Genomic DNA, 23,385 nt, shown 5'->3' with positions numbered 1-23,385 from the left:
CTCCTGGGGGATTCCTGGGCAACTGCCGAATGGGTTCACTGCTCTGTGCCGGTCCGGCCGTCCTTGGTGCGCCCCCAGGATGTGCGCATAAGACGGCTTGTCCGCTCGGACAGCACAAACCGGGGCCCGCACCTTCACGGTGCGGGCCCCGGTCGCGAGGTACGCGTCGCGGCGATCAGGCCGGGACGATGTTCTCCGCCTGCGGGCCCTTCTGGCCCTGCGTGACGTCGAAGGAGACCTTCTGGCCCTCCTGCAGCTCACGGAAGCCGGAGGCGTTGATGTTGGAGTAGTGGGCGAAGACGTCGGCGCCGCCGCCGTCCTGCTCGATGAAGCCGAAGCCCTTTTCCGAGTTGAACCACTTCACGGTTCCAGTAGCCATGTCATTTCTCCTAACAGAGAGGTGCAGTGCCGGAAATCCACACTTCGTGGATTCCAAGTCGCCGCATTGAGCCCCATCCGGAGAAAGCCGGAAACAATAAAGCGCCTGACGAAGCATTCCCGTCAGGCGCACATAATGTTCATGGGTACCAAAACTGCAACGGGAAGACTCTAGCACGTCCGCCCGGGAACGCACGTGAGCCAGGACACGTGCCCCCGCAACCGTGTCCGACGGTTCGGCCGGTCCGGACGGTTCACAGGCGTTCGACGATGGTGACGTTGGCCTGGCCGCCGCCCTCGCACATGGTCTGGAGCCCGTAGCGGCCCCCGGTGCGCTCCAGCTCGTGCAGGAGCGTGGTCATCAGCTTGGCGCCGGTCGCACCCAGCGGGTGACCCAGCGCGATGGCCCCGCCGTTGACGTTGACGCGCTCCGGGTCGGCCCCGGTCTCCTTCAGCCAGGCGAGGACGACCGGCGCGAAGGCCTCGTTGATCTCGACGAGGTCGATGGCGTCGAGGGTGAGGCCCGTCTTCTTCAGGGCGTACGCGGTGGCGGGGATCGGGGCGGAGAGCATGCGGATCGGGTCCTCGCCGCGTACGGAGAGGTGGTGGACGCGGGCGCGCGGGGTGAGGCCGTGGTCCGCGACGGCCCGCTCGGAGGCGATGAGCAGGGCGGCCGCCCCGTCGGAGACCTGGGAGGAGCAGGCGGCGGTGATCGTGCCGCCGGGCAGGACGGGGCTGAGCGCGGCCATCTTCTCCAGGGTGGTGTCGCGGCGCGGCCCCTCGTCCACGGTGACGTCCCCGTACGCGACGGTCTCGCGGGCGAAGCGGCCCTCGTCGATGGCGCGGACCGCCCGGCGGTGGGAGGTGAGGGCGAACTCCTCCATGTCCCGGCGGCCGATCCCCCACTTCTCCGCGATGAGCTGGGCCCCGTGGAACTGGTTGACGGGCGCGTCGCCGTACCGGGCGCGCCACCCCTCGCTGCCCGCGTACGGGCCCTCGGTGAGGCCGAGGGGTTCGGCGGCCTGGCGGGAGGCGAAGGCGATGGGGATCTGGGTCATGCTCTGGACCCCGCCCGCCACCACCAGGTCCTGGGTGCCGGAGAGGACGCCCTGGGCCGCGAAGTGCAGGGCCTGCTGGGAGGAGCCGCACTGCCGGTCGACGGTGACGCCGGGCACCTCCTCGGGGAGCCCGGCAGCCAGCCATGCCGTACGGGCGATGTCCCCGGCCTGCGGTCCGACGGTGTCCAGGCAGCCGAGGACGACGTCCTCCACGGCGGCCGGGTCGACGCCCGCGCGGGCGATCAGCTCCTTGAGCACATGGGCGCCGAGGTCGGCGGGGTGGACGGCCCCGAGGCCTCCCTTGCGCCGTCCGACGGGTGTCCGTACCGCTTCGACGATGTAGGCCTCGGCCATGGCTGCTGCTCCTCGGTCATCGAGAGGTGACTGCAAGAGGTGGGGGGCTAGGTGCGCAGGGCGATCCCGTCCAGCACCATCGACAGGTACTGGCGGGCGATCTCCTCGGGGCTGTGGTGTCCGCCGGGCCGGTACCAGGAGGCCGCGACCCAGACGGTGTCACGGACGAAGCGGTACGTGAGGCGGATGTCCAGGTCGTCGCGGAACGTGCCGTCGGCGACGCCGCGTTCCAGGGTGGAGAGCCAGGCCTTCTCGAACCTGACCTGTGAGTCGGCGAGGTAGGCGAAGCGGGGCTGGGTGGCGAGGTGCCGGGACTCCTTCTGGTAGATCGCGACGGCGGGTCGGTGCCGGTCGATCTCCCGGAAGGACTCGGTGACCAGTGCCTCGATGGTCTCGCGGGGGCCGAGCCCGGCGGCCAGGACGGCGTCGTACCCCTGCCAGAGTTCGTCGAGGAAGGTGGAGAGGATCTCGTCGATCATCGATTCCTTGGAATCGAAGTGGTAGTACAGGCTGCCGGCGAGCATCCCCGCCTCGTCCGCGATGCGGCGGACGGTGGTGGCGTTGTATCCCTGGGCGGCGAAGACCTCGGCGGCGGTGGCGAGGAGTTCGCGGCGCCGTTCGGGGGTGGGGGTCACCTGGGGCTTCTTCTTGGTAGGCACCCCGCCATTGTCCGCCCGCGGCCCGTATCCCCACGCAGCCTCACCGCCCGGTGGTCACGCACGCTGGCTGCTGACGGCGACGACCTCGCCGGTCATGTAGGAGGAGTAGCCGCTCGCGAGGAAGACGATCACGTTGGCGATCTCCCAGGGCTCGGCGTACCGCCCGAAGGCCTCCTTCCCGGTGAGTTCGGCGAGCAGTTCGGCCGAGGTGACCTTGGCCAGGTGGGGGTGCATGGCGAGGCTGGGGGCGACGGCGTTGACGCGTACGCCGTGGTCGGCGGCCTCCAGCGCGGCGCAGCGGGTGAGGGCCATGACCCCGGCCTTGGCGGCGGCGTAGTGGGCCTGGCCGCGCTGGGCGCGCCAGCCGACGACGGAGGCGTTGTTGACGATCACGCCCCCGGTGCCGGCGGCCTGGAAGGAGCGCAGGGCGGCGCGGGTGCAGCGGAAGGTGCCGTTCAGGGTGACGTCGAGGACCCTGGTCCACTGCTCGTCGGTCATTTCGGTGAGTTCGGCGGTGCCGCCGAGGCCCGCATTGTTGACGACGATGTCCAGGCCGCCGTGGCTGCGCTCGGCGTGGGCGAAGAGGGCGCCCACCTGCTCCTCGTCGGTGACGTCGCAGGTCAGGGCGGTGACGCGGTGGGTGCCGAACTCTGCGGCGAGGGCACGGGCACTCTCTTCGAGCCGACGGGCGTGGGCGTCGCTGATCACGACACGCGCCCCCTCCTCCAGGAAGCGGCGGGCGGTGGCGCCACCGATGCCGGCCCCGGCGGCGGCGGTGACGACGGCGGTGCGGTCGGCCAGCAGTCCGTGGCCCGGCGGACAGCTCGGTGCGGTCATCGGCCCTCCCCCGGCTTCTCGACGGTCTCCGGGCCGTACGTTAACCTACCAAACACTTGTTAGGGAACAGTCGGTGGCGAGGTACCCGGAAGGCGGGCACGTCATGGAACTGGCGCAGACGGCACGGACCGAGGCGCTGCGGGCCGAGGCGCGGGCGTGGCTGCGCGCCCATGTGCCCGCCCGGCCGCTCCCCTCCCTGGAGACGGCGGAGGGGTTCGCCGCGCACCGGGCGTGGGAGGCGGAGCTGCACGGGGGCGGCTGGTCGGTCCCCTCCTGGCCCGAGGAGTACGGGGGCCGGGGCGCGGATCTCTTCGGGTGGCTGGCGTTCGAGGAGGAGTACTGGGCGGCGGGCGCCCCCGGCCGGGTCTCCCAGAACGGGATCAGCCTCCTCGCCCCGACCCTCTTCGACCACGGCACCGCCGAGCAGCGGGCCCGGGTGCTGCCGCCCATGGCGAGCGGCGAGGTGATCTGGGCGCAGGCCTGGTCGGAGCCGGAGGCCGGTTCGGATCTGGCGGCGCTGCGGTCGCGGGCGGTGCGCACGGAGGGCGGCTGGCTGCTGTCGGGGCAGAAGACGTGGTCCTCGCGGGCGGCGTTCGCGGACCGGGCGTTCGGGATCTTCCGCACGGACCCGGGGGCCGCGAAGCCGCACCAGGGGCTGACGTATCTGATGTTCGGGCTGCGGGACCCCGGGGTCACGGTCCGGCCGGTCGGGCGGCTGGACGGGAAGCCCGCGTTCGCCGAGATCTTCCTGGACGAGGTCTTCGTACCGGACGCGGAGGTCCTCGGGGAGCCGGGGCAGGGCTGGCGGATCGCCATGTCGGCCACCGGCAACGAGCGCGGGCTCACCCTCCGCTCCCCCGGCCGCTTCCTGGCCGCCGCCGACCGGCTGGTGGAGCTGTGGCGGGCGGTGGGCGACCCGGCGGACACGGCGCTGCGGGACCGGGTGGCGGACGCGGTGATCGGGGCGCGGGCGTACCGGCTGTTCACGGCCGCCTCGGCGTCCCGGTTCGCGGCGGGGGCGGCGCTGGGGGCGGAGTCGAGCCTGAACAAGGTGTTCTGGTCGGAGTACGACATCGCGCTGCACGAGACCGCGCTCGATCTGCTCGGCCCGGAGGCCGAGGCGGCGGACGGGCCCTGGGCGGAGGGGTACGTCTTCGCGCTGGCGGGTCCGGTCTACGCGGGGACCAACGAGATCCAGCGCGACATCATCGCCGAGCGGCTGCTCGGTCTGCCGAAGGGACGGCGCTGATGCGGTTTCTCCTCACGGACGAGCAGCGGGAGTTCGCCCGCTCGCTGGACGCGCTGCTGACGGCGGCGGACGTGCCGTCGGCCGTACGGGCGTGGGCCGCCGGGGACCACGCTCCGGGGCTGGCCCTGTGGCGGCGGGCGGCGGAGGCGGGGGTGTTCGCGCTGGCGGTCCCGGAGGCGTACGGGGGTGTGGGCCCGCTCCCGGTGGAGACGGCCGTGGCCTGCGGGGAGCTGGGCCGCCACGGGGTGCCGGGGCCGGTGGTGGAGAGCCTGGCGGCGGGGGTGCTGCTGGGGTCGGTGGGCGGGGCGGCGGCGAAGGAGTGGCTGCCGGGGATCGCGTCCGGTACGGAGGTGGTGTCGCTGGTCGTGGCGGGGTACGGGCCGTACGCGCTGGACGCGGACGCGGCGGGGGCGGTGTTCGTGGTGGCGGGGGACGAGCTGCGGGTGGTGCGGGACCCCGGTGAGCCCACGCCCTCCCTCGACCCCGCCCGGCGGCTCTTCCGCCCTGCGGAGGGCGGCGAGGTGGTGGCCTCAGGGGCCCGGGTGCGTGAGGCGGCGCGGGCGGCGGCCGCCTGGGCCACCTTCGCGACGGCGGCCCAGGCGCTGGGCTGCGGGGAGGCGCTGCTGCGGGCGACGGTGGCGTACGTGAAGCAGCGCACCCAGTTCGGTGGGCCCGTCGGCTCCTTCCAGGCCGTCAAACACCGTCTGGCCGACACCCTGCTCGGCCTGGAGTTCGCCAGGCCGCTGCTGTACGGGGCGGCGGTGGAGCTGGCCGGGGACGCGCCCGGGGCCGGGGCGGCGGTCGCGGCGGCGAAGGTGGCGGCGGGCGAGGCGGCGTACGCGGCGGCCCGCACCGCGCTGCAACTGCACGGCGCGGTGGGGTACACCGAGGAGCTGGACCTCGCGTGGTGGCTGCGCCGGGCCCGGCCGCTGCGGGACGCGTGGGGGACGCCCTCGGCGTGCCGGGCCCGGGTGCTGGCGGGGTGAGGCGGAGCCGACCTGTACGCCGGGTTCAGGCACCGGCGAGCACGCCCGCCGGAATGCCCCGTCCCGGGCGGGCCCCCGGGAACGCCCCCTCACGCACCCGGTCTCCGGAGCCGCGTCACTTCCTCCGTGCCGTCCGCAGCGGCTGTCCCGGCCGCCACGACTCGACGACCAGGAAGTCCCCGTCCAGCCCGACGCGGACCACCTCGGTCAGCTCCGCCCGGAAGAGGTGGAACGGCTGGGGCGGGTCGGCGTCCTCGATGACCCGGGCGAGGAACTCCGGGTCGGTGACCTCCACCGCCCGGCCGCTGACGCGGACATCGCCGTCGTTCATCTCCGCGTCGGGCCCCGGGTTGGCGTGCAGCGCGAAGCGCGGGTCCCTGCGCAGGTCCAGGGCCTTGCGGGAGTCCGGCATCATGCCGAGCAGCAGTTCGTCGAAGCGGAAGTCGGCCTCCAGTCCGGTGACGCGGGGCGAGCCGTCCGCGCGCAGGGTGGCGAGGACGTGGTGCTTGTAGAGCTGGAAGCGTCGGCGCACGGTGTCGGCGAAGACGGGTTCGGCGGCGGCGAAGGCGCCCCAGGAGGCGGTGGAGGGAGAAGACGTCATGGGCGCCATGGAACACCCGATACCCGACACCTTCTGTCCGCTATCCCGGTCCGTCTCCGGCCTCTCACACGTCCGAGAACGTGACCACCACCGCCTGGCCCATCGTCCGCAGCACCCCGGGCGACGCGTCCCGCGCCAGCACCGCGTCGTAGCGGTCGAGCCGGAGGCCCGCGCCCTCGAACCGGAGGTCCGTACCGTCGGGCCGGACGTCCGTGCCTGCGGTCCGGGTGCCCGTACCGTCGAGGACGGCCCCGTCGTCCAGGGAGAGCGCGAGGACCGCGCCGCCCGGGGGCGCCATCAGGCGTACGGTGCCGCAGACGACGGCGGTCTCCGCCCGCGCACGCCCCCTGCGGTACATGACGTTCAGGTTGACGACGGGCCCGCCCAGCAGGAAGCCGTCGGTGGGCCGGTCGCCGGGGAAGTCGTGCGGCCACAGCGGTTCGTCGACGATGTGGTGCTCGCCGCCGACGACGAGGTCCATGCCCGGGCCCTCGACGACGGTGAGGGTGCGGTCGATACCGGGGAAGACGGAGAACGGGCCGTCGGCGGTGACGTCCGCGAGGCTCACCCGCCAGTCGAACCCGTCGGCCCCGTCGGGCGCGGCCGCCACCTCGCGGGTGAGCCCGCCGCCGTTCTTCCAGGGGACGGGCGTACGGTCGGCGGCCCGCAGGACACGGATGCTCATCGGACGATCCCCCGGGCTTCGGCGGCGGCCAGCCAGGACGGGAACTCCCCCAGCAGCCGGTCGTACAGTTCGGTGTCCGGGACCTTCCGGGGGTCGAGCCCGGCGTGGAAGTATCCGGCGTTGTCGACGGGCCGCTTGGCGGGGACGGGCAGTTCGTCCAGCCTGCGCAGGAAGTCGAACTGGCTGCTGCGGGTGTTGCCGAAGCCGATGAACTGCCAGAACAGCGGCAGCTTCGCCGCCTTGCAGAGGTAGCGCTCGGCGGCGAGCTTGCTGGTGGGCCCGCCGTCCGTCTGGAAGACGACCAGGGCCGGGTCGGTGGAGCCGCTGTCGAGGTAGTCGTCGATGACGGCGTCCATGGCCACGTGGTAGTTGGTCCGGCCCATGTGCCCGAGGTTGGCGACGATCTTGTCGATCATCCCGTGGTGCCGGTCCAGCCCGATCTCCGCGTGCCCGTCCACGTCGGTGGAGAAGAAGACCACGGGCACCCGCCCGTCGTCGTCGAGGTGCGCCGACAGGCCCAGCACCCGGTCGGCCAGCGCCTGCACGGTGCCGTCCTTGTAGTAGTCCCGCATCGAGCCGGAGTAGTCGAGGACCAGGTAGACGGCCGCGCGCCGGCCGTTGAGCCCGTGCTTCTCCAGCGAGACCCCGGCGCTCTTGTACAGGCTGACGAGCCCGGGAGCCGTCCGGCGTACCTTCTCCAGGCTGATGGCCGGGCCGGTGCCCACGGCCGTGTGCGAACCGTGCATGACGGCCCCCCGTTTCTCCCCACTGAGGCTGCGGACTGCGGACCTTGAGCGTAGGTCACCGCACGGCCCCCGGCCCCGGGGTCGTCCACACCCGTTCGCTATCTTGATCGCCGCCGCCCACACCGGCCCCCGTTACGCACCCCCCGAGTGAAGGAGCCGGCCATGGAGGCCGCCGCCACCACGTGTTACCGCCATCCGTCGTACGAGACGTATGTGCGCTGCACCCGCTGCGAGCGCACCATCTGCCCGGAGTGCATGCACGGGGCCTCGGTCGGCCACCACTGCCCGGAGTGCGTGAAGGAGGGGCAGCGGTCGGTGCGGCGGGCCCGGACCGTGTTCGGCGGTGCGGTGTCGGGGGCGGTGGCCCCGGTGGTGACGTACGTCCTGATGGCGCTCAACGTACTGGCGTACGCCGTCGAGGTGGTCCGGCCCGAGACCGTGGACCGGTTCGCGGTGCTGGGGGCCGCGCTGACCGGGCCGGACGGGGCGCAGTACTACTACCGGGGCGAGGAGTACGCCGGGTACCGGCTGACGGGGATCGCGGACGGCGAATGGTACCGGCTGGTGACGGGCACCTTTCTCCATCTGCCGCCGGACAGCTCGTTCGGGGTGATGCACCTGCTGTTCAACATGTTCGCGCTGTGGAACATCGGGCGGGCGGTGGAGGGGCAGCTCGGCCGGGCCCGCTATCTGGCGCTGTATCTGCTGTCGGCGGTGGGCGGTTCGGTCGCCGTGTATCTGCTGGCGCCGGACACGTCCACCGTCGGCGCCTCGGGTGCGGTGTTCGGTCTCGCCGCCTCGTACTGGGTGATCAGCAGGCGGCTCGGCCACGACATGGCGGCGGTCAACCGGTTCATGGCCGGGTTCCTGCTCTGGATGGTGCTCTCGGCGCTCTTCACCTCGTGGCAGGGGCACCTGGGCGGGCTGCTGACCGGGGCGCTGGTGACGTACGGACTCGCCTACGCACCGGCGAAGCTGCGGACCGGGCCCCTCCAGCTGGCGGGCGGGGCGGTGCTGCTGGGGCTGTTCGCGGTGGCGGTGGCGGTGAGGACCTCGGCGCTGACGGGCTGAGACCACGGCTGGCGGGCCGGGGGGTGAACCGCCCCCGGACGCGCCACGGCGCCCACTGAGTCCGGTCGGGGACAGGCGGGCGCCGCGTTCAGTTCCGTACGCCGTTGTACGGGACGTATCGAGGGGGCTCCCCCGGGCCACGTGGGCCGGGGGAACCCGGGTGGTGCTCAGACCAGCAGGGCGCGGTCCGTCGGGCGGACCGGGGCCGGCAGTGCGCTGGTCCCGGTCAGATACCGGTCCACTCCGCGGGCGGCGGAGCGGCCCTCGGCGATCGCCCAGACGATCAGCGACTGGCCGCGTCCCGCGTCACCGGCGACGAAGACGCCGTCGACGTTGGTCGCGTAGCTCTCGTCGCGGGCGACGTTGCCACGCTGGTCGAGCTCCAGGCCGAACTGCTGGACCAGGCCGTTGGACTGGTCGGTTCCGGTGAAGCCCATGGCGAGGGTGACGAGCTGCGCGGGCAGGCGCCGCTCGGTGCCGGGCTTCTGCTCCAGCTTACCGTCCTTGAACTCCACCTCCACCAGGTGGAGGGCCTGGACGTTTCCGTCCGCGTCGCCCTCGAAGTGGGTGGTGGAGACGGAGTAGACCCGCTCGCCGCCCTCCTCGTGCGCGGAGGTGACCTTGTAGAGCATCGGGAAGGTCGGCCAAGGCTGGTTGGCGTTCCGCTCCTCGCCCGGCTTCGGCATGATCTCCAGCTGCGTGACGGAGGCCGCGCCCTGGCGGTGGGCGGTGCCCACGCAGTCGGCGCCGGTGTCGCCGCCGCCGATGACGACGACGTGCTTGCCGCCCGCGTGGATCGGGGCGACGGTCAGGTCGCCCTCCTGCACCTTGTTGGCGAGCGGCAGGTACTCCATCGCGAAGTGGACGCCGTTCAGCTCGCGGCCGGGGACCGGCAGGTCGCGGGAGACGGTGGCACCGGCCGCGATGACGACCGCGTCGTAGCGGCGGCGGAGCTTGGCGGCGTCGATGTCCTGGCCGATCTCCACCCCCGTACGGAACTTGGTGCCCTCCAGGCGCATCTGCTCGATGCGGCGGTTGATGTGCGACTTCTCCATCTTGAACTCGGGGATGCCGTAGCGGAGGAGGCCCCCGATGCGGTCCGCGCGCTCGTAGACGACGACGGTGTGGCCGGCCCGGGTCAGCTGCTGGGCGGCGGCGAGTCCGGCCGGGCCCGAGCCGATGACGGCGACGGTCTTGCCGGAGAGGCGCTCGGGCGGCTGCGGGGAGACGTCGCCGCTGTCCCACGCCTTGTCGATGATGGAGACCTCGACGTTCTTGATGGTGACGGCGGGCTGGTTGATGCCGAGGACGCACGCCGACTCGCAGGGGGCCGGGCAGAGCCGCCCGGTGAACTCCGGGAAGTTGTTCGTGGCGTGCAGCCGCTCGGAGGCGGCGGTCCAGTCCTCGCGGTAGGCGTAGTCGTTCCACTCGGGGATGAGGTTTCCGAGCGGGCAGCCGTTGTGGCAGAACGGGATGCCGCAGTCCATGCAGCGGCCGGCCTGCTTGCTGATGATCGGGAGCAGCGAGCCCGGAACGTAGACCTCGTTCCAGTCCTTGACGCGCTCGGCCACGGGGCGGGTCTTGGCGACCTCGCGCCCGGTGGTCAGGAAGCCCTTGGGGTCAGCCATTGGTCGCCGCCTCCATCATCTTCTCGGTGGTCTCCTGCTCGGAGAGACCGGCGAGCTCAGCGGCGTCCTTGGCGGCGAGCACTGCCTTGTACGTGGACGGGATGATCTTGCTGAAGCGGGTCACCGCGGTGTCCCACTCGGCGAGGAGCTTCTCCGCGACGGTGGAGCCGGTCTCCTCGTGGTGGCGGCGCACGACGTCGTGCAGCCACTGCTTGTCGCTCTCCTCCAGCTCCTCGATGGCGCCGAGGTTGCCGACGTTGACGTGGTCGCGGTCGAGGTCGATGACGTACGCGATGCCGCCCGACATACCGGCGGCGAAGTTGCGGCCGGTCTCCCCGAGGACGACCGCGTGGCCGCCGGTCATGTACTCGCAGCCGTGGTCGCCCACGCCCTCGGAGACGACGAGGGCGCCGGAGTTGCGGACGCAGAAGCGCTCGCCGGTGCGGCCGCGCAGGAACAGCTCGCCGCCGGTCGCGCCGTAGCCGATGGTGTTTCCGGCGATGGTGGAGTACTCGGCGAGGTGGTCGGCGCCCCGGTCCGGGCGGACGACGACGCGGCCGCCGGAGAGGCCCTTGCCGACGTAGTCGTTGGCGTCGCCCTCCAGGCGCAGGGTGACCCCGCGCGGGAGGAAGGCTCCGAAGGACTGGCCGGCCGAGCCGGTGAAGGTGATGTCGATGGTGTTCTCGGGCAGGCCCGCACCGCCGAACTTCTTGGTCACCTCGTGGCCGAGCATGGTGCCGACCGTGCGGTTGATGTTGCGGATGGCGACCTGGGCCCGGACCGGCTGGGCGGCCTCGGGGGTGTCGGCGCCGAGCGCGTCGGCGGCCAGCTTGATCAGCTGGTTGTCGAGCGCCTTGGTCAGCCCGTGGTCCTGCTCGACGATCCGGTGGCGCACCGCGCCCTCGGGCAGCTCGGGCACGTGGAAGAGCGGGGTGAGGTCGAGACCCTGCGCCTTCCAGTGGGTGATCGCCCGGTCCTTGTCGAGGAGTTCGGCGTGGCCGACGGCCTCCTCGATGGAGCGGAAGCCCAGCTCGGCGAGGATCTCGCGGACCTCTTCGGCGATGAACTCGAAGAAGTTGACGACGTACTCGGCCTTGCCGGAGAACCGGTCGCGGAGCACCGGGTTCTGGGTGGCGATGCCGACCGGGCAGGTGTCCAGGTGGCAGACGCGCATCATGACGCAGCCGGAGACGACGAGCGGCGCGGTCGCGAAACCGAACTCCTCGGCGCCGAGCAGCGCGGCGATGACGACGTCGCGGCCGGTCTTGAGCTGGCCGTCGGTCTGGACGACGATGCGGTCGCGCAGCCCGTTGAGCAGCAGCGTCTGCTGGGTCTCCGCGAGGCCCAGCTCCCAGGGGCCGCCCGCGTGCTTGAGGGAGGTGAGCGGGGATGCGCCCGTTCCGCCGTCGTGGCCGGAGATGAGGACGACGTCCGCGTGCGCCTTGGAGACACCGGCGGCGACCGTGCCGACGCCGACCTCGGAGACCAGCTTCACGTGGATGCGGGCCTGCGGGTTGGCGTTCTTCAGGTCGTGGATGAGCTGCGCGAGGTCTTCGATGGAGTAGATGTCGTGGTGCGGCGGCGGCGAGATGAGGCCGACGCCGGGCGTGGAGTGCCGGGTCTTGGCGACCCAGGGGTAGACCTTGTGGCCGGGCAGCTGGCCGCCCTCGCCGGGCTTGGCGCCCTGGGCCATCTTGATCTGGATGTCGTCCGCGTTGACCAGGTACTCGCTGGTCACACCGAAGCGGCCGGAGGCGACCTGCTTGATGGAGGAGCGGCGCGCCGGGTCGTAGAGGCGCTCGGGGTCCTCGCCGCCCTCGCCGGTGTTGGACTTGCCGCCGAGCTGGTTCATCGCGATGGCGAGCGTCTCGTGCGCCTCGCGGGAGATGGAGCCGTACGACATGGCGCCGGTGGAGAACCGCTTGACGATCTCGGAGGCGGGCTCGACCTCGTCGATGGAGATCGGGGCCCGGTCGGAGGTGAAGCCGAAGAGGCCGCGGAGCGTCATGAGCCGCTCGGACTGCTCGTTCACCCGGTCCGTGTACTGCTTGAAGATGTCGTAGCGGCGGTTGCGGGTGGAGTGCTGGAGGCGGAAGACCGTCTCCGGGTCGAAGAGGTGCGGCTCGCCCTCACGGCGCCACTGGTACTCGCCGCCGATCTCCAGCGCGCGGTGCGAGGCCGCGATGCCGGAGGCGGGGTACGCCTTGGTGTGCCGGGCGGCGACCTCCTTGGCGATGACGTCCAGGCCGGCGCCGCCGATCTTGGTGGCGGTGCCGTTGAAGTACGTGGCGACGAACTCCTCGTCGAGGCCGACGGCCTCGAAGACCTGGGCGCCGCGGTAGGAGGCGACGGTGGAGATGCCCATCTTGGACATGACCTTGAGGACACCCTTGCCGAGGGCGTAGATCAGGTTCCGGATGGCCTGCTCGGCCTCGATGTTCTCGATGAACGTGCCGGCCCGGACCAGGTCCTCGACGGACTCCATGGCGAGGTACGGGTTGACCGCGGCGGCGCCGTAGCCGATGAGCAGGGCGACGTGGTGGACCTCGCGGACGTCCCCGGCCTCGACCAGCAGCCCCACCTGGGTGCGCTGCTTGGTGCGGATGAGGTGGTGGTGGACGGCGGAGGTGAGCAGCAGCGAGGGGATCGGGGCGTGCTCGGCGTCGGAGTGCCGGTCGGAGAGGACGATGAGGCGGGCGCCGTCCTCGATGGCGGCGTCGACCTCGGCGCAGATGGCCTCGATCCGGGCGGCGAGCGCGTCGCCGCCGCCGCTGACCCGGTAGAGCCCGGCGAGGGTGGCGGCCTTCATGCCCGGCATGTCGCCGTCGGCGTTGATGTGTATCAGCTTGGCCAGCTCGTCGTTGTCGATCACCGGGAACGGCAGCGTGACGCTGCGGCAGGTGGCCGCGGTCGGCTCCAGGATGTTGCCCTGGGGGCCGAGCGAGGAGCGCAGCGAGGTGACCAGTTCCTCGCGGATGGCGTCCAGCGGGGGGTTGGTGACCTGGGCGAAGAGCTGGGTGAAGTAGTCGAAGAGGAGCCGGGGGCGCTCGGAGAGCGCGGCGATGGGCGAGTCGGTGCCCATGGAGCCGAGCGGCTCTCCGGCGGTGCGGGCCATCGGGGCGAGGATGACGCGCAGCTCTTCCTCGGTGTAGCCGAAGGTCTGCTGGCGGCGGGTGACCGAGGCGTGGGTGTGCACGATGTGCTCGCGCTCGGGCAGGTCGCTCAGCTCGATCTCGCCGGTCTCCAGCCACTCCTGGTAGGGCTGCTCGGCGGCGAGGGACGCCTTGATCTCGTCGTCCTCGATGATGCGGTGCTCGGCGGTGTCGACGAGGAACATCTTGCCGGGCTGGAGGCGGCCCTTGCGGACGACCTTGGCCGGGTCGATGTCGAGGACGCCGACCTCGGAGGAGAGCACGACGAGGCCGTCGTCGGTGACCCAGTAGCGGCCGGGGCGCAGACCGTTGCGGTCGAGGACCGCGCCGACCTGGACGCCGTCGGTGAAGGTGACGCAGGCCGGGCCGTCCCAGGGCTCCATCATCGTGGCGTGGTACTGGTAGAAGGCGCGCCGGGCCGGGTCCATGGAGTCGTGGTTCTCCCACGCCTCGGGGACCATCATCAGCACCGAGTGCGGCAGCGAGCGGCCGCCGAGGTGGAGCAGCTCCAGGACCTCGTCGAAGGAGGCGGAGTCGGAGGCGTCCGGGGTGCAGACGGGGAAGATCCGGTCGAGCTGCGCCTGCCCGAAGAGGGAGGAGGCGAGCTGGGACTCGCGGGCCTTCATCCAGTTGCGGTTGCCCTTGACCGTGTTGATCTCGCCGTTGTGCGCGACGAAGCGGTACGGGTGGGCCAGCGGCCAGCTCGGGAAGGTGTTGGTCGAGAAGCGGGAGTGGACCAGCGCGACCGCGGAGCCGAAGCGGCGGTCGGAGAGGTCGGGGAAGAACGGCTCCAGCTGCCCGGTGGTGAGCATGCCCTTGTAGACGATGGTGCGGGCGGAGAGCGAGGGGAAGTACACCCCGGCCTCACGCTCGGCACGCTTACGCAGGACGAACGCCTTGCGGTCCAGGACGATGCCGGTGGACTCGCCGTCGGCGACGAAGATCTGGCGGAACTCGGGCATGGTGGCGCGGGCGCCGTTGCCGAGAAGTGCGGGGGTGACCGGGACGTCACGCCAGCCGAGGACGGTGAGGCCCTCCTGGGTGGCGATCTCCTCGATCGTGCGGACGGCCTCGGTGGACCCGTCGGCGGGGAGGAAGGCGATACCGACGGCGTACGAACCCGCCTCGGGCAGCTCGAAAGGGGTCTCGGCGCGCAGGAAGGCGTCGGGGACCTGGCAGAGGATGCCGGCGCCGTCGCCGGAGTCGGGCTCGGAGCCGGTGGCGCCGCGGTGTTCGAGGTTGCGCAGTACGGTCAGCGCCTGCTCGACCAGCTCATGGCTGGCCACACCTGTCAGAGTGGCCACGAACCCGACGCCACAGGCGTCGTGCTCGTTACGGGGGTCGTACATCCCCTGCTGGGCGGGGCGACCGTCCATGGGCGACCAGGCGTCGATACGCATCGGCTCTCCCGTCGTCGTCGTGGCATTTGCGGTGCCGAGGGACGACGTTGGCCCTCTGCGAAATTTCGTGCAGGTTACATGATGGGGCGCTTCTCAAGAAGCGGAAGGCCTGTTCCAACATGCGGACACCGGGGTGACCGGAGGTGACTGGGTGACCAGAAGTGACCGGTCTGCCCGTGGGTGGGTCGCTGTCGAAGGAGCGGCGCCCGGGGAGTCGCAGAGAGCAGGCGTCGTTGCCTGCGGTGCCTACGGCTCATGCCCGGCGGCAAAGCAAACGAAACCACCGGGTAACGGCTACTTATGTGTAGCGCTGCATAGGGTCTCATTTTACGGCCGCCGGGCCCGCCCCGCCCAGTGGGCGGCGCCAAGACGTACGTCACAGGGGTTACCGCGTGATTGAGCCGTTCGGGCGGTGGTGTTACGCCGGTCCGCCCAGGCCCCGGCGTTCACCCCCGTCCGCCCCCGCGTGTCACCCGACCGCCACACCGAACAGGGTGCCGAGTCCGTACGTCAGTGCCGCCGCCGCGCCACCGAGGGCGAGCTGCCGCAGCCCGCTGAACCACCAGGTGCGGGCCGTCACCCGGGCCACCACCGCACCGCAGCCGAACAGACCGAGCAGGGCGAGGAGCACCGAGGGCCACAGGGCGCTCGCGCCGAGGAGGTAGGGCAGGACGGGCAGCAGGGCGCCGACGGCGAAGGCGCCGAAGGAGGAGACGGCGGCGACCAGCGGGGAGGGCAGGTCGTTCGGGTCGATGCCCAGCTCCTCGCGGGCGTGGATCTCCAGCGCCTGCTCCGGGTCGCGCGAGAGCTGCCGGGCCACCTCGCCGGCCAGCGGGGCGTCCACGCCCCGGGCCTCGTAGAGCGCGGCCAGCTCGGCCATCTCGTCCTTGGGGTGCTTGCGCAGCTCCCGGCGCTCGACGGCCAGCTCGGCCTCGACCAGATCGCGCTGCGAGGCCACGGAGGTGTACTCACCGGCCGCCATGGAGAAGGCCCCTGCCGCCAGACCGGCGAGACCGGTGATGATGATGGTCTGCTGGGAGACCGCACCGCCCGCGACACCGGTCATCAGGGCGAGGTTGGAGACCAGACCGTCCATGGCGCCGAAGACGGCGGGGCGCAGCCAGCCGCCGTTCACATCCCGGTGGGTGTGGTTGTCCCGGTGCGCCTCGTGCAGGACGGCGTCGGTCTCGATGATGGCCACTGCTCGCTTCTCCCTATGCGGCACAACTTTCGACAAAGTCCAAAGTACGCCTGCCGCGCGATCTTCGCCAGGAAGGCAAGGCTGCCCTACCACCCCTCTGACCTGCGAAGAAAGGCCAGCCTCTCCTTTCCACCGGTCAGCTGAACGGTCATCCGAACGGCCCCTTTCGGCGACTGTCCGGCCGCCGACGGTCCTCCGCGTGGGAGGGATGCAGGAAAGCACGCATCAGGGATGCGGAGACGACGGACAGGGCCCGGTCAGGGGGCTCGGACCCCGCCGGAGGGACGGAGGGCGACGCGATGGACATGGCCGCCGGCAAGAACCGGGCCAGAGGTGCGCTGCTGGGCCTGGCGGTCGGGGACGCGCTCGGCGCCCCGGCGGAGAATCTGCGGCCCTCCGAGATCCGCCGCCGCTGGGGGCGGATCGAAGGGTTCGTGAGCGAGGACCCGGCGGGCACCGACGACACGGAGTACGCGATCTTCTCCGGGCTGCTGCTGGCCCGGCACGGCTCCGCGCTCACCGTCTCCCACGTGGAGCGGGCCTGGCACCACTGGATCGCCGATCTGGACGAGGGCCCGTTCCGGGGCGCCGGGTTCAGCGAGCGCGGCACCCTGGAGAACCTGCGCCGGGGCCTCGCCGCACCGATCTCCGCCCAGCACCGGCACGCCTGGAGCGACGGGCTGGCGATGCGGGCGGCCCCCTTCGGGGTGTTCGCGGCCGGGCGGCCCGCCGAGGCGGCCCGGCTGGTGGCGGTGGACGGGCGGGTGAGCCACGAGGGCGAGGGGATCTACGGGGGCCAGGCGGTGGCGGCCGGGGTGGCGGCGGCGATGGTGGGCGCGGGCCTCGCCTCGGTGATCGCGGCCGCGCTCTCGGTGGTCCCGATGGACTCCTGGACCGCCCGCTCGCTGCGCCGGGCGGTGGCGGCGGCCCAGCGCCCGTACCCGGACCGGCTGACGATGGAGCGGGCGGTGCGGTCGGCGGTGGTGATCGGCGGCTATCCGTGGACGGACCTGGCGCCGGAGGCGGTGGGCCTGGCGTTCGGGGCGTTCACGGCGGCCCGGGGCGACTTCCGTACGGCGGTGCTGACGGCCGTGAACATGGGGCGCGACGCGGACACGACGGCGGCGGTGGCGGGGGCCCTGGCCGGGGCGCTGCACGGGGTGGACGCGATCCCGCCGGAGTGGGCGGCGGCGATCGGCCCGGTGCGCGGGAGCTGTCTGCCCTCGATGCGGGGCTACCACGTGCTGGACATCGCGGACCTGCTGACACCGGAGGGGGCGGAGGCCGTGGGGAGCCCGCAGGAGCGGGGCGGCGGGGGTCGCGAGCCTTCGGCGGTACGGGAGATGGCCTCGGTGTCCGCCGCCTTCGAACCCGTACGGGAGGAGCGGCGATGACGACCGCACACGCGACGGCCGGAGGCGGGGCGGGCGCGGGAGGCGCGGCCGCAGGGGGCATGGCCACCACCGCCCACGCGACGGCCGCCGCGGCAACCGCCCCCGGGCACACCGCCCCCTCCCGGCGCGCCCGGATCGAGGGGCTGCTGCTCGGGCTGGCGGCCGGGGATGCCGCCGGGTGGCCCGCCGCGCGGCACCGGGCGGCGCGGATGCCCGAGTGGACCCGGCGGCTCACCCGGGAGCTGGACACCTTCGCCGAGCAGAACGCCACCACCACCCTTCCCGTGCCCATCGCCCTCAACCAGCCGCCCGAGCCCCTGCGGCTCGGCCCCTCCGACGACGCCGAGTGGGCCGCCTTCGCCGGGCGTACGGTGCTGGCGGCGGCGGCCGACGAGGCGTACGGGCTCTCCCCCGGCCACCGGACGAGGGACGCGGTGGACCGGGCCTGGAACGCGCTGGCCGCCACGGTCGCCGCCGCGAGTGCCCGGGCCCCTGAGGTGGAGGCGGCGGTGCTTCCGCTGCGGGCGCGGATCTCGGTACGGGCCGGGCTCGGCAACCTGGCCGCCGGGCTGCGGCCGCCCGCCACCGGCCACGACAACCCGCACTACTTCGACGACGCCGCCTGCGTCCGGGCCGCCGTGCTCGCCGTGGTCCACCCGGGCGACCCGGAGGAGGCGGCGGCGCTCGCGGAGTTCGACGCCCGCTACACCCAGGACGGCGACGGGGTGCACGGGGCGCGGGCCATGGCCGCCGCGATCGCCGTGGCGCTGGCCGGGGCGGACGTCGACACGGTGGTGAACGCGGCCCTGGCGCAGCTCCCCGACGCAACCGAGATCGCCCGCAACGCCACCCACGCGGTCCGTCTCGCCCGGGAGTTCGCGGACGAGCCGGCCGGGGCGTTCGCCCTGGTCCCGGTCCTGGAGCACCAGATCGTGGACCACGTCTACAGCTACGGGATCGCCGCCGCCGAGACCGTACCCGTCGCACTCGCGCTCACCACCGCCGCCCGGGGCGAGATCGCCCAGGCCCTCCCGGCCGCCGCCTGCCTCTCCCGGGTCGCGGACTCCGCGCCCGCCCTGGCCGGGGCGCTGACCGGGACGATCGGCTCGGTCAGCGCCGTACCGGCCGGGTGGCGCGAGGCGTGCCGGACGCTCGCGGGGTGTGCGCTGCCCCGGCTGGCGGGCCTGGATCTGCTGGAACTCGCCGGGCTGCTGGCAGCCACGGAACCGGCCACCCCGGGTGGACAATTCCGGCATGACGCCCACAACGGCCATGGAACCCGCCGCCTCGACCCCGCAGACCTCTCCCGCCACCCCCGGACTCGATGACCGCATCACCCGCGCCCTGGTCGGCGCCGCCGTCGGGGACGCCCTCGGCGGCCCGGTCGAGGGGTGGACCCCCGAGCAGATCGCCGAGCGCCACGGCGGCCGGGTGACCGGGATCGTCGGCCCCTGGCACGGCGAGAACTGGCGCACCGCACGCCCCATCGCCCCGTACCACAAGGGCGACGGGCACGTCACCGACGACACCCTGATGACCCACGCCCTGATCCGGGTCTACGACCGCGTCCGCGACCACCTCGACGCGTACGCCGTCGCGGACCACCTCGTCCCGGACCTCCTCTCGCCCCGCTGGATCCCCGAGCTGGAGGCCGAGGCGCTGCCGCTCCAGCGGATCTTCCTGGCCGAGAAGTGGCTCGTGGCCCGGCTGCACTACGGGCACGTCGACCCGCGCGAGGCCGGTGCGGGCAACATCGTCAACTGCGGGGCGGCGATGTACATGGCCCCGGTCGGCCTGGTCAACGCGGGCCATCCGGAGGCCGCTTACGCCGAGGCGCTGGAGATCGCCGCGCCCCACCAGTCCTCGTACGGGCGGGAGGCCGCCGGGGTCTTCGCGGCCGCCGTCGCCGCCGCCTGCCGGCCGGGCGCCACCCCGGACGCGGTGATCGACGCGGCCCTCGCGCTCGCGAAGGACGGCACCCGGTCCGCGATCGAGGCCGTCTGCGAAGTGGCCGCGCACCATGACGACGTCGAGTCGGCGCTCGCCCCGCTGCGGGCGGCGGTGGAGCCCTTCGACACCGTGGGCCCCGACTACCGCTCCCCCGCCCTCGGCGCCCGCCGCCCCTCCCGGCTGCACTCCATCGAGGAACTGCCCGTCGCGCTGGGGATGTTGCTGGTCGGGGGTGGTGACTACCGGCGTACGGTGCTCGGTTCGGTGAACTACGGACGCGACTGCGACTCCATCGCCACGATGAGCGGCGCCATCGCGGGCGCGCTCGGCGGCGAGGCCCCGGCCGACTGGGCGGAGACGGTGGCGGCGGCCAGCCGACTGGACCTGGAGGCCCCGGCCCGGACCCTGGCGCAGGTGGCCCGGGAGGTCTTCGCCCGAGACCTGGACCGCCGCCGGGCCCACGAGGAGGCGTTCACCGCCCTGGCCGGTGCGTGATGAGCGCCGACGCACCCCCGAACGCCTCCCCGCCCCCGGCCCGGGACGGGGACCCGTACGTCGACCGGCCCCGGGCCCGGTCCGTCCGCCTAACGTGGGTGCAGCCCGAGGACCTGGTCGGCCACGAGCTGCGGCAGGCCGCGCTGGACGGGCGGGACGCCCGGGAGATCGAGGCGCGGTGGTACGCGGCCGGGGGCACCCCCGCCCCGGCCCGCGCGGGCGCCTCCGAACCACCGGCACCACCGCACCTGCGGGCACTCGCGGGCGAGCTGCTGGACGAACTCGCGGCGCTGGAATCGCCGTTGGCGGCGGACGAGCCGACCGACCTGGCGGACATCATGACCGCCTGCCCGCAGTGGCCGGGGCCACCGGGGGCCGCTCCCCCGATCACCCACGCCCGCCTCCACGCCGCCTGGCTCGGCCGGGCGGTGGGGTGTCTGCTCGGCAAGCCGGTCGAGAAGCTGCCCCTCGACGGTGTCCGCGCCCTCGCCCGCGCCGCCGGCAACTGGCCCCTGGCCACCTGGTTCACCGAACACGGCGTGCCCGCCCACCTGTTGGCCGCGTACCCCTGGAACCGCCGCTCGGCCCCCACGTCGCTCGCCGAGAACATCGACGGCATGCCGGAGGACGACGACCTCAACTACCCGCTCCTCAACCTGCTGTTGCTCCAGCGGCACGGGCGCGCCTTCACCACCGCCGACCTGGCCCGGCTCTGGCTCGACGAGCTCCCGGCGGGCCGCACCTTCACCGCCGAGCGGATCGCGTACGGCCATCTCCTCGCGGGCGTCGAACCCCCGGAGACCGCCCGCCGCCGCAACCCGTTCCGGGAGTGGATCGGCGCCCAGATCCGGGCCGACGTGCACGGCTGGACCCACCCCGGCGACCCGGTCGGGGCCGCCGCCCAGGCCCACCGGGACGCGGTCCTCACCCATACCGGCAACGGCGTGTACGGCGCGATGTTCACCGCGGCCGCGATGGCCGTCGCGGCGGGCGGCGAGAGCGATGTGCACGGCTGCCTGGCCGCCGGGCTGCGGGTGGTGCCGACGCGGTCGCGGTACGCCCGCGCGATCCGGTTCGGCATCGAAACCGCCCGTACGGAAAGGGAGTTCGACGCGGTTGTGGACCGGCTGCACACCACGTACGACTCCACCCACCACTGGGTCCATGTGCTGCCCAACGCCGCCCTGCTCGCCGCCGCCCTCACCCACGCCGACGGCGACTTCACCCGGTCCATCGGCAACGCGGTCTCCGGCGGCTGGGACACCGACTCCAACGGGGCCACCGCGGGCTCCCTCGCCGGACTCCTCGCGGGCACCCCGGACGCCCTGCCCCACCACTGGACCGCCCCGCTGAAGAACCGCCTCGTCACCTCGGTACCCGGCTTCGACCGGGCCGGGTTCGACACCCTCGCCGCACTGACCCACCAGGAGGCTCTGCGCCCATGACCCGTATCGCCGTGCTCGGCAGCACCAACATGGACCTCGTCGCCTACACCGCCCGCGCCCCGGGGCTCGGGGAGACCGTCACCGGGCGGGAGTTCCGGACGGTCCCCGGCGGCAAGGGTGCCAACCAGGCCGTCGCCGCCGCCCGCGCGGGCGGGGATGTGGCGATGATCGGTGCGGTGGGCGACGATCCGTACGGGGTGCAGCTCCGCGACGGCCTCGAACACGCGGGGGTCGACACGGACTTGCTGCACACCGCCGAGGGCCCCAGCGGCACCGCACACATCGTCGTGGACGACACAGGGGCCAACGCGATCGTGGTGATCCCGGGCGCCAACGGCGTCGTCACCGCGCTCGGCCCCGGCGAGATCGCGGCCATCGCCTCCGCCGAACTGCTGCTGATGCAGCTCGAACTCCCGCTCTCCGCCGTGGTGGAGGGCGCCCGCGCCGCCCGCTCCCAGGGCGTACGGACCATCCTCACCCCCTCCCCCGTGCAGCCCCTGCCCGATGAACTTCTGGACCACATCGACCTGTTGATCCCCAACGAGCACGAGGCCGCCGAACTCTCCGGACAGGCCGAACCGCACGCGGCGGCGCAGATCCTGCTGCGCCAGGTGCCCGAGGTGATCATCACGCTCGGTGCGAAGGGGTCCCTGTACGCGGCCCGGGGCGGCGAGCCGGTGCTGTTCGAGGCGCCCGAGGTGCGGGCCGTCGACACCACCGGGGCCGGGGACACGTTCGTCGGGGCGCTGGCGGTGGCGCTCGGGGAGGGGCGGCCGGTGGCCAAGGCGCTGGCGTTCGCCTCCTCGGCCGCCGCGCTCTGCGTCCAGAAGCCGGGCGCGTCCACGTCCATGCCGTACCGGACCGAGATCGAGGCCGATGCCGTATGAGTACGACAGCAGCAGGGCCCCTGACCGGGCTCAAGGTCATCGACCTCGCCACCCTCTTCGCCGGACCGCTCGCCGCCACCATGCTCGGGGACTTCGGCGCCGATGTGATCAAGGTCGAGCACCCCCGTAAACCGGACCCCTCGCGCGGCCACGGTCCCGCCAAGGACGGCGTCGGCCTCTGGTGGAAGCTGCTGGGCCGCAACAAGCGCACCCTGACGCTCGACCTCTCCGCGCCCGGTGGCCGGGACGTTCTCCTCCAACTGGCCGCCGAGACGGACGTCATCGTCGAGAACTTCCGGCCAGGGACCCTGGAACGCTGGGGGCTCGGCCCCGAGGAGCTGCACGCGGTCAACCCGCGGCTCGTGCTGGCCCGGGTCACCGGCTTCGGCCAGTTCGGGCCGTACGCGCACCGGCCCGGGTTCGGCACCCTGGCCGAGGCGATGAGCGGGTTCGCGGCGATCACCGGGGAGCCGGACGGGCCGCCGACGCTGCCGCCGTTCGGGCTGGCGGACTCCATCGCGGCGCTGGCGACGGCGTACGCCGTGATGGCCGCGCTCGCCGGGCGGGAGAGGACGGGCGAGGGGCAGGTGGTGGACCTGGCGATCATCGAGCCGATCCTGACCGTGCTGGGCCCGCAGCCGCTCTGGTACGACCAGCTCGGCTATGTCCAGCCGCGCACCGGCAACCGCTCCCGCAACAACGCCCCGCGCAACACCTACCGCACCGCCGACGGCCACTGGGTCGCGGTCTCCACCTCCGCCCAGTCGGTGGCCGAGCGGGTGATGCGGCTGGTCGGCCGCCCGGAGCTGATCGAGGAACCGTGGTTCGCCTCGGGCACCACCCGGGCCGAGCACTCCGAGGAGCTGGACGCGGCCGTCGGCCACTGGATCTCCCGCCACAGCCGGGAGGAGGTGCTCAACGGCTTCGAGAAGGCGGAGGCGGCCGTGGCGCCGATCCATGACGTACGGGAGGTGATGGAGGACCCGCAGTACCGGGCGCTGGGCACCCTCGCGGAGGTCGACGACCCGGAGCTGGGCCCGCTGCGGATGCAGAACGTCCTCTTCCGGCTCTCGCAGACCCCCGGCGGAATCCGGTGGGCGGGCCGCCCGCACGGCGCGGACACCGACGAGATCCTGGCCGGGCTCGGCCTCTCGGAGAACCGGATCGCCGCGCTGCGGGACCAGGGGGCACTGTGACCGCCCCGGAGGC

Annotated in this window: 19 protein-coding genes; 9 read left to right on the top strand and 10 right to left on the bottom strand. The window is 73.0% G+C overall.

The window, feature by feature from the left end:
• Nucleotides 1-175 precede the first annotated feature (175 nt).
• The 4 genes from DJ476_RS27000 to DJ476_RS26985 all read right to left on the bottom strand — a co-directional run bounded on the left by DJ476_RS27000 (nucleotide 176) and on the right by DJ476_RS26985 (nucleotide 3,286).
• Nucleotides 176-379, bottom strand: a complete 204-nt coding sequence (locus DJ476_RS27000; protein WP_006123767.1) for a cold-shock protein — start codon at nucleotides 377-379, stop codon at nucleotides 176-178.
• Nucleotides 380-632: 253 nt separating this feature from the next.
• Nucleotides 633-1,790, bottom strand: coding sequence for an acetyl-CoA C-acetyltransferase (locus DJ476_RS26995; protein ID WP_112491750.1), 1,158 nt, complete (start codon nucleotides 1,788-1,790; stop codon nucleotides 633-635).
• Nucleotides 1,791-1,837: 47 nt separating this feature from the next.
• Entirely contained in the window at nucleotides 1,838-2,449 is a 612-nt protein-coding gene (locus tag DJ476_RS26990; protein ID WP_053561636.1) for a TetR/AcrR family transcriptional regulator, read from the bottom strand.
• Nucleotides 2,450-2,503: 54 nt separating this feature from the next.
• Nucleotides 2,504-3,286, bottom strand: coding sequence for an SDR family oxidoreductase (locus tag DJ476_RS26985; protein ID WP_103421416.1), 783 nt, complete (start codon nucleotides 3,284-3,286; stop codon nucleotides 2,504-2,506).
• Nucleotides 3,287-3,389: 103 nt separating this feature from the next.
• Between DJ476_RS26985 and DJ476_RS26980 the strand changes: the two genes are divergently transcribed.
• Both DJ476_RS26980 and DJ476_RS26975 read left to right on the top strand, forming a co-directional pair.
• Nucleotides 3,390-4,535, top strand: coding sequence for an acyl-CoA dehydrogenase family protein (locus tag DJ476_RS26980; protein WP_112491749.1), 1,146 nt, complete (start codon nucleotides 3,390-3,392; stop codon nucleotides 4,533-4,535).
• Complete coding sequence (locus DJ476_RS26975) at nucleotides 4,535-5,521, top strand: acyl-CoA dehydrogenase family protein (protein ID WP_103421418.1); 987 nt, start codon at nucleotides 4,535-4,537, stop codon at nucleotides 5,519-5,521. Before DJ476_RS26980 ends, DJ476_RS26975 begins: the two co-directional genes overlap by 1 nt.
• Nucleotides 5,522-5,636: 115 nt before the next feature.
• Here the strand turns inward: DJ476_RS26975 and DJ476_RS26970 are convergent, their stop codons facing one another.
• The 3 genes from DJ476_RS26970 to DJ476_RS26960 are packed head-to-tail and all read right to left on the bottom strand — an operon-like array spanning nucleotide 5,637 to nucleotide 7,553.
• Complete coding sequence (locus DJ476_RS26970) at nucleotides 5,637-6,131, bottom strand: pyridoxamine 5'-phosphate oxidase family protein (protein ID WP_181006685.1); 495 nt, start codon at nucleotides 6,129-6,131, stop codon at nucleotides 5,637-5,639.
• Between the two features lie 55 nt (nucleotides 6,132-6,186).
• The gene (locus tag DJ476_RS26965) at nucleotides 6,187-6,807 is read right to left on the bottom strand and encodes a HutD/Ves family protein (protein WP_103421420.1); all 621 of its coding nucleotides are present in this window, start codon (nucleotides 6,805-6,807) and stop codon (nucleotides 6,187-6,189) included.
• Nucleotides 6,804-7,553, bottom strand: a complete 750-nt coding sequence (locus DJ476_RS26960; RefSeq protein WP_103421421.1) for a vWA domain-containing protein — start codon at nucleotides 7,551-7,553, stop codon at nucleotides 6,804-6,806. The genes DJ476_RS26965 and DJ476_RS26960 overlap by 4 nt, the downstream gene beginning before the upstream one ends.
• Before the next feature lie 162 nt (nucleotides 7,554-7,715).
• On the opposite strand from DJ476_RS26960, the gene DJ476_RS26955 reads away from it, so the two are divergent.
• Nucleotides 7,716-8,624, top strand: coding sequence for a rhomboid family intramembrane serine protease (locus DJ476_RS26955; RefSeq protein ID WP_070203158.1), 909 nt, complete (start codon nucleotides 7,716-7,718; stop codon nucleotides 8,622-8,624).
• Between the two features lie 167 nt (nucleotides 8,625-8,791).
• On the opposite strand, the gene DJ476_RS26950 is transcribed toward DJ476_RS26955, so the two are convergent.
• The 3 genes from DJ476_RS26950 to DJ476_RS26940 all read right to left on the bottom strand — a co-directional run bounded on the left by DJ476_RS26950 (nucleotide 8,792) and on the right by DJ476_RS26940 (nucleotide 16,005).
• The gene (locus DJ476_RS26950) at nucleotides 8,792-10,252 is read right to left on the bottom strand and encodes a glutamate synthase subunit beta (protein WP_103421422.1); all 1,461 of its coding nucleotides are present in this window, start codon (nucleotides 10,250-10,252) and stop codon (nucleotides 8,792-8,794) included.
• Nucleotides 10,245-14,804, bottom strand: coding sequence for a glutamate synthase large subunit (gene gltB / locus DJ476_RS26945; RefSeq protein WP_103421423.1), 4,560 nt, complete (start codon nucleotides 14,802-14,804; stop codon nucleotides 10,245-10,247). Before gltB ends, DJ476_RS26950 begins: the two co-directional genes overlap by 8 nt.
• Before the next feature lie 469 nt (nucleotides 14,805-15,273).
• Entirely contained in the window at nucleotides 15,274-16,005 is a 732-nt protein-coding gene (locus DJ476_RS26940) for a VIT1/CCC1 transporter family protein (protein WP_103421424.1), read from the bottom strand.
• 299 nt (nucleotides 16,006-16,304) lie between these two features.
• On the opposite strand from DJ476_RS26940, the gene DJ476_RS26935 reads away from it, so the two are divergent.
• The 6 genes from DJ476_RS26935 to DJ476_RS26910 are packed head-to-tail and all read left to right on the top strand — an operon-like array spanning nucleotide 16,305 to nucleotide 23,372.
• Entirely contained in the window at nucleotides 16,305-17,399 is a 1,095-nt protein-coding gene (locus tag DJ476_RS26935) for an ADP-ribosylglycohydrolase family protein (protein ID WP_103421425.1), read from the top strand.
• A 59-nt stretch (nucleotides 17,400-17,458) separates the two neighbouring features.
• Nucleotides 17,459-18,727 carry an ADP-ribosylglycohydrolase family protein gene (locus DJ476_RS26930; protein WP_112492636.1) on the top strand — a complete coding sequence of 423 codons (1,269 nt, stop codon included), beginning with the start codon at nucleotides 17,459-17,461 and terminating at the stop codon, nucleotides 18,725-18,727.
• On the top strand, nucleotides 18,654-19,844 hold the full coding sequence (locus DJ476_RS26925) for an ADP-ribosylglycohydrolase family protein (RefSeq protein ID WP_112491748.1): 1,191 nt from the start codon (nucleotides 18,654-18,656) through the stop codon (nucleotides 19,842-19,844). The genes DJ476_RS26930 and DJ476_RS26925 overlap by 74 nt, the downstream gene beginning before the upstream one ends.
• Nucleotides 19,844-21,289, top strand: a complete 1,446-nt coding sequence (locus tag DJ476_RS26920; RefSeq protein WP_404827547.1) for an ADP-ribosylglycohydrolase family protein — start codon at nucleotides 19,844-19,846, stop codon at nucleotides 21,287-21,289. The genes DJ476_RS26925 and DJ476_RS26920 overlap by 1 nt, the downstream gene beginning before the upstream one ends.
• On the top strand, nucleotides 21,286-22,176 hold the full coding sequence (gene rbsK / locus DJ476_RS26915) for a ribokinase (RefSeq protein WP_112491747.1): 891 nt from the start codon (nucleotides 21,286-21,288) through the stop codon (nucleotides 22,174-22,176). Before DJ476_RS26920 ends, rbsK begins: the two co-directional genes overlap by 4 nt.
• Nucleotides 22,173-23,372: a CaiB/BaiF CoA transferase family protein gene (locus DJ476_RS26910; protein ID WP_103421429.1), complete on the top strand. Its 1,200-nt coding sequence runs from the start codon at nucleotides 22,173-22,175 to the stop codon at nucleotides 23,370-23,372. The genes rbsK and DJ476_RS26910 overlap by 4 nt, the downstream gene beginning before the upstream one ends.
• Nucleotides 23,373-23,385: the final 13 nt, after the last annotated feature.

The sequence above is a fragment of the Streptomyces bacillaris genome (assembly GCF_003268675.1).
GTDB lineage: Bacteria > Actinomycetota > Actinomycetes > Streptomycetales > Streptomycetaceae > Streptomyces > Streptomyces bacillaris.
This window is presented reverse-complemented; position numbering and strand designations above follow the sequence as displayed.

Excerpts from the sequence above, each read along its gene's own strand:
- DJ476_RS26980 (WP_112491749.1), top strand. The coding sequence starts at position 3,390 with ATGGAACTGGCGCAGACGGCACGGACCGAGGCGCTGCGGGCCGAGGCG.
- DJ476_RS27000 (WP_006123767.1), bottom strand. The coding sequence starts at position 379 with ATGGCTACTGGAACCGTGAAGTGGTTCAACTCGGAAAAGGGCTTCGGC.
- DJ476_RS26965 (WP_103421420.1), bottom strand. The coding sequence starts at position 6,807 with ATGAGCATCCGTGTCCTGCGGGCCGCCGACCGTACGCCCGTCCCCTGG.
- DJ476_RS26925 (WP_112491748.1), top strand. The coding sequence starts at position 18,654 with ATGACGCCCACAACGGCCATGGAACCCGCCGCCTCGACCCCGCAGACC.
- DJ476_RS26935 (WP_103421425.1), top strand. The coding sequence starts at position 16,305 with ATGGACATGGCCGCCGGCAAGAACCGGGCCAGAGGTGCGCTGCTGGGC.
- DJ476_RS26970 (WP_181006685.1), bottom strand. The coding sequence starts at position 6,131 with ATGGCGCCCATGACGTCTTCTCCCTCCACCGCCTCCTGGGGCGCCTTC.
- DJ476_RS26955 (WP_070203158.1), top strand. The coding sequence starts at position 7,716 with ATGGAGGCCGCCGCCACCACGTGTTACCGCCATCCGTCGTACGAGACG.
- DJ476_RS26950 (WP_103421422.1), bottom strand. The coding sequence starts at position 10,252 with ATGGCTGACCCCAAGGGCTTCCTGACCACCGGGCGCGAGGTCGCCAAG.
- rbsK (WP_112491747.1), top strand. The coding sequence starts at position 21,286 with ATGACCCGTATCGCCGTGCTCGGCAGCACCAACATGGACCTCGTCGCC.
- DJ476_RS26910 (WP_103421429.1), top strand. The coding sequence starts at position 22,173 with ATGAGTACGACAGCAGCAGGGCCCCTGACCGGGCTCAAGGTCATCGAC.
- gltB (WP_103421423.1), bottom strand. The coding sequence starts at position 14,804 with ATGCGTATCGACGCCTGGTCGCCCATGGACGGTCGCCCCGCCCAGCAG.
- DJ476_RS26960 (WP_103421421.1), bottom strand. The coding sequence starts at position 7,553 with ATGCACGGTTCGCACACGGCCGTGGGCACCGGCCCGGCCATCAGCCTG.
- DJ476_RS26995 (WP_112491750.1), bottom strand. The coding sequence starts at position 1,790 with ATGGCCGAGGCCTACATCGTCGAAGCGGTACGGACACCCGTCGGACGG.
- DJ476_RS26920 (WP_404827547.1), top strand. The coding sequence starts at position 19,844 with ATGAGCGCCGACGCACCCCCGAACGCCTCCCCGCCCCCGGCCCGGGAC.
- DJ476_RS26985 (WP_103421416.1), bottom strand. The coding sequence starts at position 3,286 with ATGACCGCACCGAGCTGTCCGCCGGGCCACGGACTGCTGGCCGACCGC.
- DJ476_RS26975 (WP_103421418.1), top strand. The coding sequence starts at position 4,535 with ATGCGGTTTCTCCTCACGGACGAGCAGCGGGAGTTCGCCCGCTCGCTG.
- DJ476_RS26930 (WP_112492636.1), top strand. The coding sequence starts at position 17,459 with ATGGCCACCACCGCCCACGCGACGGCCGCCGCGGCAACCGCCCCCGGG.